The following is a 14,145-nucleotide window of genomic DNA, read 5'->3' as shown; positions in this document are numbered from 1 at the left end:
ACAACATAAAACAATTTTATAATGATATTGTTTTATGTTGTTTTTATCATAAAACTCTTCGGAATGTATTTTCCTCACTAACTTGTTGTTTTGAGCGTGAGGATTCGGGGAGACATTCACGCTCATGCTTTCCATGTAAACCATGGACAATAAGAGGGGAACATCGCAACAAATTTGCATGATCGTGCATTTTGCTTGCCTAAAGAGTGAACGGGCGTTCATAATTCATAAGGGGAGTAAATAGATATAAGGAGCAAGGTTGGGAGAATTTTCAGGAAAAGGAGAGAATGTCATGACTGTTATTCGAGGTTTAGAAGGGGTAGTAGCAACAACATCATCTGTGAGCTCTATTATTGATGATACATTAACTTATGTTGGGTATAATATTGATGATTTAGCTGAGAATGCTACGTTTGAAGAAGTAGTGTACTTATTATGGCACCGCAAGCTTCCTAATGAAAAAGAACTAGCGGAATTTAATGAAATTGTATCTGAATACTATAAAGTTCCAGGTGAGATTTTAACATATTTGAAACAAGTAGATTTAAAAATTGCACATCCGATGTCTGTTTTACGAACTGCAATTTCCATGCTATCATTATACGATGAGAGCGCTGAAATTATGGATGAAAAGTCTAATTATTTGAAAGCGGTTAAATTACAGGCTCAAGTAGGAACTTTAGTTGCTGCTTACGCGAGAATCCGTAAAGGTTTAGATATTGTTGAGCCAAGAAAGGATTTATCATTAGCTGCAAACTTCTTGTACATGTTAAATGATCGCGAGCCAAATGAAGTTGAAATTGAAGCTTTTGATAAGGCACTTGTACTTCATGCAGATCATGAGTTAAACGCTTCTACATTTACTGCACGTGTTTGCGTAGCTACACTTTCAGATGTATATTCTGGTATTACAGCAGCAATTGGTGCATTAAAAGGTCCTCTTCACGGTGGGGCAAATGAAAATGTAATGAAGATGTTAACTGAAATTGGCGAAGAAGAAAATGTAGAATCATATATTCATAATGCTCTTCAAAATAAAGTGAAAATCATGGGCTTTGGCCACCGTGTGTATGAGCAGGGTGATCCACGTGCAAAACACTTACGTGAAATGTCTAAGAGATTATGCGTGCTTTTAGGAGAAGACAAATGGTATAATATGTCTATCAAAATTGAAGACATTGTAACAAAAGAAAAAGGTCTTCCACCAAATGTTGATTTCTATTCAGCTTCTGTATACCATTGTTTAGGAATTGACCATGACTTATTTACACCTATTTTTGCAATTAGCCGTATGTCAGGCTGGTTAGCTCATATTCTAGAACAATATGAAAATAACCGTTTAATCCGTCCACGTGCTGATTATAATGGACCAACGCATCAAGTGTATGTTCCAATCGCACAAAGATAAGCAAAAAACACTATTTTGATAGTGAAAATACGCTTTCAAAAGTCTGATTTTTTCGGAAAGATGTAATGATTAGAATATTTTAATTTGACTAACGGTTTGAACTGAGGGGTTATTCCCTCAGTTTCATACATATGAAATTTCAAACATGGGGGTTATCACATTGACGACAGGTGAAAAAATTACTGTAACTAATGGTGTTATGAATGTACCAAACAATCCGATTATTCCATTTATTGAAGGAGATGGAATTGGTCCTGATATTTGGGCAGCTGCATCTCGCGTAATAGAAGCAGCAGTTGAAAAAGCTTATGATGGTGAGAAGAAAATCGTTTGGAAAGAAGTGCTTGCAGGGGAAAAAGCATTCAACCAAACAGGCGAGTGGTTACCAGAAGAGACTTTAAATTTAATCCGCGAATATTTAATCGCAATTAAAGGTCCACTTACAACTCCAGTTGGCGGTGGTATTCGTTCTCTAAACGTAGCACTTCGTCAAGAATTAGATCTATATGTATGTCTACGTCCAGTTCGTTATTTTGAAGGTGTTCCTTCACCTGTAAAACGTCCGGAAGATACTGATATGGTTATTTTCCGTGAAAATACAGAAGACATTTATGCTGGAATTGAATATGCACAAGGATCTCCAGAAGCAGAAAAAGTTCTTGCTTTCTTAAAAGAAGCAATGGGTGTTAATAAAATCCGCTTCCCAGAAACATCTGGTATTGGTATTAAACCAATCTCAGAAGAAGGGACAAAGCGTCTTGTTCGTGCTGCAATTCAATATGCAATTAACGAAAAACGCTCTTCTGTTACATTAGTTCATAAAGGAAACATTATGAAATTTACAGAAGGTGCTTTCAAAAACTGGGGTTACGAAGTAGCGGAACAAGAATTCGGCGACAAAGTATTTACTTGGGCTGAATATGATCGCATTGTTGAAAAAGATGGTAAAGATGCAGCGAATAAAGCGATGGCAGACGCTGAAGTGGCTGGAAAAATCATCGTAAAAGATTCTATTGCAGACATCTTCTTACAACAAATTTTAACTCGTCCACGTGAGTTCGATGTTGTTGCAACAATGAACTTAAATGGTGACTATATCTCTGATGCACTTGCTGCACAAGTAGGTGGAATTGGTATTGCACCTGGTGCAAACATTAACTATGTGACTGGACATGCTATCTTTGAAGCTACACATGGTACAGCTCCAAAATATGCAGGTTTAGATAAAGTAAACCCATCTTCAGTTCTTCTTTCAGGTGTATTATTATTAGAACACTTAGGATGGAACGAAGCTGCGAAATTAGTAACAGATTCAGTTGAGAAAACAATTGCATCAAAAGTAGTAACATATGACTTCGCTCGCCTAATGGAAGGCGCAACAGAAGTGAAATGTTCTGAGTTTGCTAATGAGCTTATTAAAAACATGGATGTAGCGATAATCAAAAACGCATAATTAAAGCGGGGGGTAAATTATGACAATCAAACGCAAGAAGGTTTCAGTCATCGGTGCAGGATTTACAGGAGCAACAACGGCATTCTTATTAGCACAAAAAGAACTTGCAGATGTTGTATTAGTGGACATTCCACAACTGGAAAATCCAACAAAAGGGAAAGCGTTAGATATGTTAGAAGCGAGCCCAGTACAAGGTTTTGATGCTAACATTATTGGAACATCTGATTACGCAGATACTGCTGATTCTGACGTTGTCGTTATTACAGCAGGTATTGCACGTAAGCCTGGTATGAGCCGTGATGACTTAGTAGCAACGAACTCTAAAATTATGAAAAGTATTACGCGCGACATTGCAAAACATTCACCAAATGCAATTATTGTTGTGTTAACAAATCCAGTTGATGCAATGACATATTCTGTATTTAAGGAAGCAGGATTCCCGAAAGAGCGTGTAATCGGCCAATCGGGCGTATTAGATACAGCTCGTTTCCGTACATTCATCGCACAAGAATTAAATCTTTCTGTAAAAGACATTACAGGATTTGTTCTTGGTGGACATGGTGACGACATGGTACCTCTTGTGCGTTATTCTTATGCAGGCGGTATTCCGTTAGAAACGTTAATTCCGAAAGAGCGTTTAGAAGCAATCGTAGAACGTACACGTAAAGGTGGCGGTGAGATTGTAGGCTTATTAGGAAACGGTAGTGCATATTACGCACCAGCAGCTTCTTTAGTTGAAATGACAGAAGCAATCTTAAAAGATCAACGCCGTGTATTACCAGCTATTGCGTACCTTGAAGGTGAGTATGGTTATAGTGACCTTTACTTAGGGGTACCAGTAATTCTAGGTGGTAACGGAATTGAAAAAATTATTGAATTAGAACTTCTTGCAGATGAAAAAGAAGCGTTAGATCGCTCTGTAGAATCTGTACGTAACGTAATGAAAGTTCTTGTTTAATAATTGAATAGTAGTGAAAAAGATTCGGGATTCCGAATCTTTTTCTACTATTTACCGAATTGTTTTTTTGAAATAATATGAAAACGCTATCATTTGTAATATCCTATAATGAAACTGTAGATTTATACTATACATTGCCCTCATCATAGTAAATTTCGGATAAGGTATCGCTTTTAGTAGGATAATAAGGTGAAAAAATCGGAGGGGGTTGTAACATGTTAAAGAAAAAAGTTCAAATTGGTCGTAAAATGGATGAAATTACAGTAGGAGAGAAATTATCTATCACTGAAAAAATTGAGGATAAAGATTTGTTATTGTACTTAGGGTTAACGAATGATGCCAATCCATTATATATTCAGCATGATTACGCATCCCAAACTCCGTATGAAAAGCCGATTGTACCAAGCATTATGCTAACGGGAATGATTACAACGGCAGTTACGAAATATTTACCGGGTCCAGGAAGTCATATTACTAGGAAGGACCTTACGTTCGTGAAGCATGTTCACCATTATGAAACGTTACAAATCCACTTTGAAGTTGTGGCTGTTTCTGAGGAGGAACATACAATTGATATGCTTGTATCTGCTCATGATGAAAAAGGAGAAACTGTTGTAAAGGGTTCATTAACAGTAACGCCACCTTATAAATCTGTTTCCATTATGGAAAAAGCATTAGATAATTTTTAAAAGATGAAAATATGAATAGCGCTAGCATACCTTGAATAAGGATGCTAGCGCTATTTTTAGTTGAAGAATCCTTCTTTGAACCCTTCAGCAAATTCTGAGCAACCCGTTTTAATCGTATCCCAGCTCGGAGCGTTGAAAGCAAGGATACATGTGACTGCTAAAGATAGAATGGGTAGTATTAGTCGCATAATAGACCTCCTGATTGTATTAATTTATATATTAAGATTAATGATATAAATATCGGTAATTGAAGTCAATGAAAGGAGTGATTCTTTTAAGTGAGGTGGAAAAAAGAAGAAGTTATCTTTGAAACGATACGAGAAACTGAAGTGTGGGGCGATTCGATCGCGAATGAAATGTACGGGAGATTATTTGATGGATATGAAACGCTAGATTATAAAATAGCGTATGCTCTTTCGTTTTTCCTAGCACAAAATCAAGATTTTATCCCGCATTAACGGGCAGTAAGATCCCACCTCAAAATTCAGCGAAAGCAAAGAAGTTAGGTCGGGAATCAACTGCCCGTAAAAGCCCGATTGATTCAACTAATAATCAGTGGGGAATGAACAACCCCCACTGATTAAAGTTTCACTTTATAGTTCATACGGAAGTGAGCTTTAAAGAAGAGAGAGCAATCTATAAAGTTTGGCAAAATCCTGTGTAGTTGCAGGTGAAGCGTAATTACGTCTACTTTCTCAATTCTACACAAACGATCTCCATGAATAGACAATTATATTGAGAGGGACCTTGTTTTCTAGTATGATGAGAATAACGGGGGAAATACTAGGATGAAGAAGGTTTCAAGTCTATAACTTGGAGGAAAAGAATGAACAATCGTATTTTAGTAGTTGATGATGAGGAATTTATCTTAACTTTAATTGAATTTAATTTACAACAAGCTGGGTTTGAAGTTATAACAGCGATGGATGGAGAAATGGCGCTTCAAAAAGCGACAACAGAACGCCCAGATTTAATTATATTAGATTTAATGCTTCCGAAAATGGATGGTATGGAAGTGTGTAAAGAATTACGATTGCAGCGCGTTATGACGCCGATTTTAATGTTAACGGCAAAAGATGATGAGTTTGATAAGGTGCTAGGTCTTGAACTTGGGGCAGATGATTATATGACGAAGCCATTTAGTCCAAGAGAAGTTGTTGCTCGTGTGAAGGCAATTTTGCGCCGCACGAAATTACAACAAGAAGAACAAGTTGCAGAAGCGCCAGATGAAGATAGCATTACAATTGCAGAACTTAAAATTTTACCGGAGTTTTATGAGGCTTATTTCCAAGGAAGAAAGCTTGAATTAACACCAAAAGAATTTGAACTACTTGTGTATCTCGCGAAAAATAAAAGTCGCGTGTTGACGCGTGATCAATTATTAAGTGCTGTATGGAATTACGATTTTGCTGGTGATACACGAATTGTTGATGTTCATATTAGCCATTTGCGCGATAAAATTGAACAAAATACGAAAAAACCGACGTACATTAAAACGATACGTGGTTTAGGATATAAATTAGAGGAGCCAAAAGGGAATGAATAAATTTCGTTCCAGGCTTCTTTTTACATTTGTTTCTCTTATTGTATTTATTTTAGTTGGACTAGGCTTATTGCTAGAAACTGTGTTTGAAAACTACTATATAGATCATGCTAAAGAGAGAATGGTAAAAGAGACGGAGTATGTTGCGGCGTTAGCAGAAGAGCAAGGTTTTGATAAGGTCCTAAAAAATCCATACGTATTTGAAAAGTTAGAAGAAAAAATACCAGCTTCTATCGTATTTGTGAATGAAAAAAAGAAAGTTCAATATAGAAAAGGACAAGAATTGGCATTTAGTCCAGAGACGATTCAAGAACTTTCTTCGGAAGTGGCAAAACAACGAAGTAAAGTGATTACGAAAGAGACAGATCGAAAGAATCAATTTTATCATACGGTGTTCGTTCAAGATGTAGAAGGAAAACAAGGATACATTTTGGTGAAAAGTACAATCGATCCTTTAAGAGACGTACATCAAAAAACGTGGGGATTATTAATTATCGGATTTGTCATTGCTTGTCTCGTAGTTGTATTTTTAGGTATGAAAATTACAGGGCAATATATTAGGCCGATTGAATCAGTTACGAAAGTTGCAATTGAATTGGCGAAGGGTAATTATAAAGCACGTGCATACGAAAGTCATTCGGACGAAACAGGAATGCTGAGTAAAGCAATTAATATTTTAGCTCGTAACTTACAAGAGATGACACTGGAACAAGAAATGCAGCAAGATCGTCTGCATACGTTAATTGAAAATATGGGAAGCGGAATGATTTTAATTGATAGCCGCGGATATATAAACCTTGTAAACCGCTCTTATAAGGAAACTTTTCACGTAACAGATGAAGAATATTTAGATCGCTTATATTATGAATCGTTTCATCATACAGAAATTATTGAGCTTGTAGAAGAAATCTTTATGACAGAAGTGAAAGTGCGTAAACAAATGTTATTGCCACTTGGAATTGAGCGGAAGCACTTTGAAGTATATGGAGCACCGATTATCGGGACAAACCATGAATGGAAAGGGATTGTTCTCGTATTCCATGACATAACAGAGTTAAAGAAATTAGAACAAATGAGAAAAGACTTTTTAGCGAATGTTTCTCATGAATTAAAGACACCGATTACTTCTATTAAAGGTTTTTCAGAAACACTCTTAGACGGAGCGATGGATAATAAAAAATTCTGCGAACATTTCTTGCACATTATTTTAAAAGAAAGTGAGCGCATGCAAGGGTTAATTGAAGATTTATTAGATTTGTCGAAGATCGAACAACAAGGATTTAAATTAAATATGGGAACCGTTGATATGAAGGGGCTGCTTGAAGATATTCATATGGTGCTTGATAATAAAGCAGGAGAAAAAGAAATCTCTTTACAAGTGAATGTATTAAAACGTGTCTCTGTTATTGGAGATCCAAGTCGTCTGAAACAAATCTTTATTAATTTAATTAATAACGCGATCGTATATACACCGGCTGGAGGCGTTGTTTCAGTAGAGTTAGCGGAAGATAAATATAATGCTTATATAAAAGTATCGGATACTGGAATTGGTATTAGTAAAGAGGAAATTCCGCGTATTTTTGAACGCTTTTACCGAGTGGATAAAGCGAGAAGTAGAAATACTGGTGGTACAGGCCTTGGATTATCAATTGTAAAGCATTTAGTAGAGGCGCATCAAGGTACGATTACAGTAGATAGTGAAGTTGGAGAAGGGACAACGTTTACAGTTGTTTTACCGAAATCAGCAACTGAAAAATAGGATGAAGGATGTTTACAATATATTAACAATGTCTTAATTAAATATTAATAAAGCTCTGTTAATATAATACATGAAAACCCCTTCATCCAAGGAGTAATTTTGGACGAGAATAGTTAAACTGTTCTCGTCACTTCCCTTTATGCCAATATAAGTCTGTTTTATATATGAAAGAAAAGAACCGTTATTTTTCTTCTCTCTATTAGTCATGTTAATATAGAGAGAGGAAAGGAACGGTTTTTTTCTGTGAAAAAAATCATTTCAAATTTGCATGGGGAGGTTTCTGATTTGGAAAAAAAGGTCGTATTAGTAGATGGTAATAATATCGCGTATCGTGCTTTCTTTGCACTACCGCTTTTAAATAACGACAAAGGTATACATACGAACGCAATTTACGGTTTTACAATGATGTTAATGAGAATATTAGAGGAAGAAAAACCGACGCATATGTTAGTAGCATTTGATGCGGGTAAAACGACATTCCGTCATAAAACATATAGTGAGTATAAAGGCGGACGTCAAAAGACCCCACCTGAATTATCAGAACAATTCCCGTTTATTCGTGAGATGCTTGATGCATTCAACGTACCGCGTTATGAATTGGAAAATTATGAAGCGGATGATATTATGGGAACGCTAGCAAAAGAAGCAAGCGAACAAGGAGCAAGTGTAAAAGTTATTTCAGGAGATAAAGATTTACTTCAACTTGTTTCTGATAACACGCTTGTATGTATTCCGCGAAAAGGGATTACGGAAGTAGATGAATATACGAAAGAAGCTTTATTTGAGAAATATAGCTTATCACCAAAGCAAATTATCGATATGAAAGGTTTAATGGGAGACCAATCAGATAATATTCCGGGTGTACCAGGAGTTGGTGAAAAAACTGCGATTAAATTGTTAACACAGTTTGGAACGGTTGAAGAAGTGTATGACAATCTAGATCAAGTAAGCGGGAAGAAATTAAAAGAAAAACTGGAAGCAAATAAAGACCAAGCTCTTATGAGTAAAGATCTTGCAACTATCATTACAGATGCGCCGATTACAGTGCATGTGGATGATATGGAATATAAAGGATATGAAGCAAGTGATGTCGTTCCAATGTTCGAGAGTTTAGGATTTACATCTCTTTTAAATAAATTAGGTGTTACGCCAGAAGAAACGGCTCCAGCTGAATTAGATGATATTACATTTGATATTGTGGAAGAAGTTACCGAAGAAATGCTTCAGCAAGATAGTGCGCTTATTGTTGAAGTACAAGAAGATAACTATCATAAAGCAGATATTCAAGGTTTTGGTATTCAAAATGAAAATGGTTGCTACTTTATTCAAAAGGACATTGCTCTTAAGTCAGATGCATTTAAAGACTGGCTTGCAGATGGAGAGATGAGAAAGCATACATTTGATGCGAAGCGTGCAATCGTTGCACTGAAATGGAACGGTATAGATATACAAGGGGTTGACTTTGATCTATTAATCGCTGCTTATTTACTTGATCCGGCTGATACAGATAAAGATTTCCGTACTGTAGCGAAAATGAAAGAAACGCATGCTGTGAAATCTGACGAAGAAGTTTATGGAAAAGGCGCGAAGCGTGCTGTTCCAGAGTTAAAAGTAGTAGCGGAGCATGTAGCTCGTAAAGTGCATGTATTATATGATGTAAAGCAAACATTCGTTGAAGAGTTAGAGAAGAATGAGCAATATGAACTGTTTACAGAGTTAGAATTACCACTTGCGCGTGTATTAGCTGATATGGAAGTAAAAGGTGTAAAAGTTGATACAGAGCGTCTTCGTAATATGGGAGAAGAACTTGCAGGCAGATTAAAGGAAATGGAACAGGAAATTTATAAGCTTGCGGGAACAGAATTTAATATTAATTCACCGAAGCAGCTAGGTGTTATTCTGTTTGAGAATTTAAACTTACCGGTTATTAAAAAGACGAAAACAGGTTATTCTACGTCAGCTGATGTACTAGATAAGCTTATGGATCACCATGAAATTATTCCAAACATTTTACATTATCGTCAATTAGGGAAACTAAATTCAACTTACATTGAAGGTTTACTGAAAGTTGTACATGAAGATTCATCTAAAATTCATACTCGTTTTAATCAAGTGTTAACACAAACAGGTCGATTAAGTTCGACGGATCCGAACTTGCAAAATATCCCGATTCGATTAGAAGAAGGAAGAAAGATTCGTCAGGCATTTGTTCCATCAGAAGAAGGTTGGATTATGTATGCGGCTGATTATTCACAAATCGAGCTGCGTGTATTAGCTCATATTGCAAATGATAAAGGGCTAGTTGAAGCATTCCAACATGACATGGATATTCATACGAAAACAGCTATGGATGTATTTGGCGTTGAAAAAGATGAAGTAACTTCAAATATGAGACGACAAGCGAAAGCTGTTAACTTCGGAATTGTGTATGGTATTAGTGATTATGGTCTTTCGCAAAACTTAGGGATTACAAGAAAAGCAGCAGCGGAATTTATTGAAAAGTATTTAGAAAGTTTCCCTGGTGTACAAGAATACATGGAGGACATCGTAAAAGATGCGAAACAAAAAGGATATGTGGCCACATTATTAAATCGTCGCCGTTATATTCCAGAAATTACGAGTCGTAATTTCAATTTACGTAGCTTTGCTGAGCGTACAGCGATGAATACACCAATTCAAGGTACTGCAGCAGATATTATTAAAAAAGCGATGATTATTATGGCAGATCGTTTAGAAGAAGAAGGCTTACAAGCGCGTCTTCTTCTACAAGTACACGATGAATTAATATTTGAAGCACCAAAAGAAGAAATTGAAAAATTAGAGCAGCTTGTACCTGAAGTAATGGAGCATGCAATTGAACTCGCAGTTCCGCTGAAAGTTGATTATTCTTACGGTCCAACTTGGTACGACGCAAAATAAGGAAGTGATGAAATGCCTGAATTACCAGAGGTTGAAAACGTCAGACGGACACTTGAAAATCTTGTAACAGGAAAAACGATTGAAGATGTTATTGTTACTTATCCAAAAATAGTGAAACGACCGGATGATGCAGAAATCTTTAAAGAAATGCTAAAAGGCGAGAAGATTGAAAATATAAAGCGAAGAGGAAAGTTTTTGCTTCTATATGTAACAAATTATGTTATTGTTTCACATTTGCGTATGGAAGGTAAGTTTTTACTACATCAAGAGGATGAGCCGATTGATAAACATACGCACGTCCGTTTCTTATTTACAGATGGAACTGAATTACATTATAAAGATGTGAGAAAGTTTGGTACGATGCATCTCTTTAAGAAAGGTGAAGAGATGAATCAAATGCCTCTTGCTGACTTAGGTCCGGAGCCGTTTGATGCTGAATTGACACCGCAGTATTTACAAGAAAGATTGCAAAAGACAAATCGTAAAATAAAAGTTGTGCTATTGGACCAGCGTCTTTTAGTAGGGCTTGGAAATATATATGTTGATGAAGTTTTATTCCGTTCTCAAATTCATCCGGAACGGGAAGCTTCTTCTTTAACAGTAGAAGAAATTGAGCGGATTTATGAGGCTACCGTTACAACGTTAGGTGAAGCGGTAAAACGTGGCGGAAGTACAATTCGGACGTATATCAACTCACAAGGGCAAATTGGTTCATTCCAAGAACTCCTAAATGTATATGGAAAAAAAGGAGAGCCGTGTGTAACTTGTGGTACGATATTAGAAAAAACAGTAGTTGGCGGGCGAGGAACGCATTACTGCCCAATTTGTCAGCCTAGAATATAGAAAAGAGATAACATCGGATAGGCATTTGTCATATACATACAGCAGAGCTATGTATAAGGGAGGAGCTTACCGATGTACCTTTATTTATCTCTTATTTTATTAGCTTTTACATTAAGCTTAGATAGCTGTAGTGTAGGGCTAACATATGGGTTAAGAAGCGTAAGAATTCCACTAAAATCAATTATAATTATCGGAATCTGTTCAGCGGCTGTTATGCTTGTTTCAATGGGAATTGGACATATGATCGCGAAAATATTTTCACCTGTTATCGCAACGCGTATCGGTGGGCTTGTTCTTATTGGAATAGGGATTTGGGTGTTATATCAATTTTTTCGAAGTGAGAAAAAAGAAGAACCGAAGCAAGAGGAGAAGGTCTGGAAATTAGAGATTGCCTCGCTAGGGCTAGTAATTCAAATTTTACGGAAACCGACTGTAGCAGATTTTGATAAATCAGGCACCATTTCTGCAGGAGAAGCATTACTTCTTGGTATCGCTCTTTCTGTAGATTCATTTGGTGCCGGAATTGGTGCATCTTTATTAGGGTATGCACCCGCTATGATGGCGATATTAGTTGCAGTTATGAGTTCTTTGTTTTTGTTTATTGGAATGAAACTTGGGACGGTTTTATCGAATATGAAGTGGTTACAAAAATTTACATTCCTGCCTGGAGTATTACTCATTATTATTGGAATTTGGAAAATGTAAGTATGGGCGTGGAACATTAGTTTCGCGCCTTTTATTATGAGGAGGATTATGATGACAGTAGTAATTGGATTAACAGGAGGCATTGCAAGTGGAAAAAGTACAGTGTCTCAAATGTTTCGTGAATTGAGCATACCAGTTATTGATGCAGATATTATTGCGCGAGAAGTTGTAGAGCGAGGAAAACCAGCATATAACAAAATAGTAGAAGTATTTGGAACGGAAGTGTTGCAAAAAGACGGAGAACTGGATCGGCCGAAATTAGGGAGTGTCGTTTTCTATAATGAAGAAAAACGATTGCAGTTAAACAAAATTGTTCATCCTGCAGTACGTGAGGAAATGAATAGACAAAAGGAAATGTACATAAAAGAAAGTATGCAAGCGATTGTGTTAGATATCCCTCTTTTATTTGAAAGTAAATTAACAAGTCTCGTTGACCGTGTTTTAGTTGTAGCAGTTACTCCTGATACACAATTAGAACGTTTGATGAAACGAAATGGTTTTTCCGAAGAAGAAGCAACGGCGCGTATTCAATCTCAAATGCCGTTAGCGGAAAAAGTGAAAAATGCAGATGAAGTGATAAATAATGATGGCACAATTATGGGAACGAAAACACAATTGCAGGTGATTTTAAAGAAATGGAACATTATTGACTAAAAAATTGTGAAATTAATGAAAATGCTTAGTGACATATCTCCTTTTTGTGTTATACTATTATTGGGATTGGAGATAAATAGTATAACGCATTCAAGGGGGATAACATATTATGACTCGTGTGGCAATTAATGGATTTGGACGTATTGGGAGAATGGTATTTCGTCAAGCAATAAAAGAAAGCGCATTCGAAATTGTAGCAATCAATGCAAGCTATCCATCTGAAACGTTAGCACACTTAATTAAATATGATACAGTTCATGGTAAGTTTGACGGAACAGTAGAAGCATTTGAAGATCACTTATTAGTTGATGGAAAAATGATTCGCCTTTTAAACAACCGCGATCCAAAGGAATTGCCTTGGACAGATTTAGGTGTTGAAGTTGTAATTGAAGCAACTGGTAAATTTAATTCAAAAGAAAAAGCAATTCTTCACGTTGAAGCTGGAGCAAAAAAGGTTATTTTAACAGCGCCTGGTAAAAATGAAGATGTAACAATTGTAGTTGGTGTGAATGAAGACCAATTAGATATTACAAAACATACTGTTATTTCAAATGCATCTTGTACAACAAACTGTTTAGCGCCTGTTGTAAAGGTGTTAGATGAGCAGTTCGGAATTGAAAACGGTTTAATGACGACTGTTCACGCTTATACAAATGACCAAAAAAATATTGATAACCCACATAAAGATTTAAGAAGAGCGCGTGCTTGCGGACAATCAATCATTCCGACAACGACAGGTGCCGCGAAAGCGCTAGCAAAAGTTCTTCCGCACTTGAACGGAAAACTTCATGGTATGGCACTTCGTGTACCAACGCCAAACGTGTCTCTTGTTGACTTAGTAGTAGACGTAAAACGTGATGTGACAGTTGAAGCTATTAATGAAGCTTTCAAAACGGTTGCAAACGGTGCGTTAAAAGGTATTGTAGAATTCAGCGAAGAGCCTTTAGTATCTATCGACTTTAATACAAATACACACTCAGCTATCATTGATGGTTTATCTACAATGGTAATGGGTGATCGTAAAGTGAAAGTACTTGCTTGGTATGATAACGAGTGGGGCTACTCTCGTCGTGTTGTAGATCTTGTAACGTTAGTTGTTGAAGAGTTAGCGAAACAAGAAAATGTGCAACACATTTAAGTGAATAAGGGGGAGGGCAAGGCAATATTTGCCCTCTTTTTTTATTTTTTTCTGAAAAGGAAAAAAATTATATGAG

At 36.5% G+C, this 14,145-nt stretch carries 13 protein-coding genes; 12 read left to right on the top strand and 1 reads right to left on the bottom strand.

Annotated features, from left to right (window positions below):
* Positions 1 to 259 precede the first annotated feature (259 nt).
* The 4 genes from citZ to NZ044_RS22565 all read left to right on the top strand — a co-directional run bounded on the left by citZ (position 260) and on the right by NZ044_RS22565 (position 4,508).
* The gene (gene citZ / locus NZ044_RS22580) at positions 260 to 1,408 is read left to right on the top strand and encodes a citrate synthase (protein WP_000503651.1); all 1,149 of its coding nucleotides are present in this window, start codon (positions 260 to 262) and stop codon (positions 1,406 to 1,408) included.
* A 160-nt stretch (positions 1,409 to 1,568) separates the two neighbouring features.
* Positions 1,569 to 2,861: an NADP-dependent isocitrate dehydrogenase gene (gene icd / locus NZ044_RS22575; protein WP_000206893.1), complete on the top strand. Its 1,293-nt coding sequence runs from the start codon at positions 1,569 to 1,571 to the stop codon at positions 2,859 to 2,861.
* Between the two features lie 19 nt (positions 2,862 to 2,880).
* Positions 2,881 to 3,819 (top strand): malate dehydrogenase, encoded by a 939-nt coding sequence (mdh, locus tag NZ044_RS22570; RefSeq protein WP_000153232.1) that lies wholly within the window; start codon positions 2,881 to 2,883, stop codon positions 3,817 to 3,819.
* Between the two features lie 215 nt (positions 3,820 to 4,034).
* The gene (locus NZ044_RS22565; protein WP_000914181.1) at positions 4,035 to 4,508 is read left to right on the top strand and encodes a MaoC family dehydratase; all 474 of its coding nucleotides are present in this window, start codon (positions 4,035 to 4,037) and stop codon (positions 4,506 to 4,508) included.
* A 56-nt stretch (positions 4,509 to 4,564) separates the two neighbouring features.
* Here the strand turns inward: NZ044_RS22565 and NZ044_RS22560 are convergent, their stop codons facing one another.
* A complete protein-coding gene (locus tag NZ044_RS22560) occupies positions 4,565 to 4,696 on the bottom strand; it encodes a hypothetical protein (protein ID WP_001237011.1) in 132 nt (43 codons plus the stop codon).
* Positions 4,697 to 4,786: 90 nt separating this feature from the next.
* Between NZ044_RS22560 and NZ044_RS22555 the strand changes: the two genes are divergently transcribed.
* The 8 genes from NZ044_RS22555 to NZ044_RS22520 all read left to right on the top strand — a co-directional run bounded on the left by NZ044_RS22555 (position 4,787) and on the right by NZ044_RS22520 (position 14,069).
* Entirely contained in the window at positions 4,787 to 4,966 is a 180-nt protein-coding gene (locus tag NZ044_RS22555; protein WP_086390961.1) for a hypothetical protein, read from the top strand.
* A gap of 368 nt (positions 4,967 to 5,334) precedes the next feature.
* The gene (gene phoP, locus NZ044_RS22550; protein ID WP_001065220.1) at positions 5,335 to 6,054 is read left to right on the top strand and encodes a two-component system response regulator PhoP; all 720 of its coding nucleotides are present in this window, start codon (positions 5,335 to 5,337) and stop codon (positions 6,052 to 6,054) included.
* Entirely contained in the window at positions 6,047 to 7,810 is a 1,764-nt protein-coding gene (gene phoR, locus NZ044_RS22545; protein WP_098505931.1) for a sensory box histidine kinase PhoR, read from the top strand. Before phoP ends, phoR begins: the two co-directional genes overlap by 8 nt.
* Before the next feature lie 285 nt (positions 7,811 to 8,095).
* Positions 8,096 to 10,729, top strand: coding sequence for a DNA polymerase I (gene polA, locus NZ044_RS22540; RefSeq protein WP_000412808.1), 2,634 nt, complete (start codon positions 8,096 to 8,098; stop codon positions 10,727 to 10,729).
* Positions 10,730 to 10,741: 12 nt separating this feature from the next.
* Complete coding sequence (gene mutM, locus NZ044_RS22535; RefSeq protein ID WP_001114475.1) at positions 10,742 to 11,572, top strand: DNA-formamidopyrimidine glycosylase; 831 nt, start codon at positions 10,742 to 10,744, stop codon at positions 11,570 to 11,572.
* 72 nt (positions 11,573 to 11,644) lie between these two features.
* Positions 11,645 to 12,277, top strand: coding sequence for a sporulation membrane protein YtaF (gene ytaF, locus NZ044_RS22530; RefSeq protein WP_000281729.1), 633 nt, complete (start codon positions 11,645 to 11,647; stop codon positions 12,275 to 12,277).
* 51 nt (positions 12,278 to 12,328) lie between these two features.
* Positions 12,329 to 12,931 (top strand): dephospho-CoA kinase, encoded by a 603-nt coding sequence (coaE, locus tag NZ044_RS22525; RefSeq protein ID WP_000219323.1) that lies wholly within the window; start codon positions 12,329 to 12,331, stop codon positions 12,929 to 12,931.
* A gap of 109 nt (positions 12,932 to 13,040) precedes the next feature.
* Positions 13,041 to 14,069: a glyceraldehyde-3-phosphate dehydrogenase gene (locus NZ044_RS22520; protein ID WP_000198979.1), complete on the top strand. Its 1,029-nt coding sequence runs from the start codon at positions 13,041 to 13,043 to the stop codon at positions 14,067 to 14,069.
* The last annotated feature ends 76 nt before the right edge of the window (positions 14,070 to 14,145 follow it).

The organism is Bacillus sp. FSL K6-1338 (assembly GCF_038006965.1).
GTDB classification, from domain to species: domain Bacteria; phylum Bacillota; class Bacilli; order Bacillales; family Bacillaceae_G; genus Bacillus_A; species Bacillus_A thuringiensis_S.
Note: the sequence above shows the minus strand (reverse complement) of the source record. Positions and strands in the feature narration are given on the sequence as shown.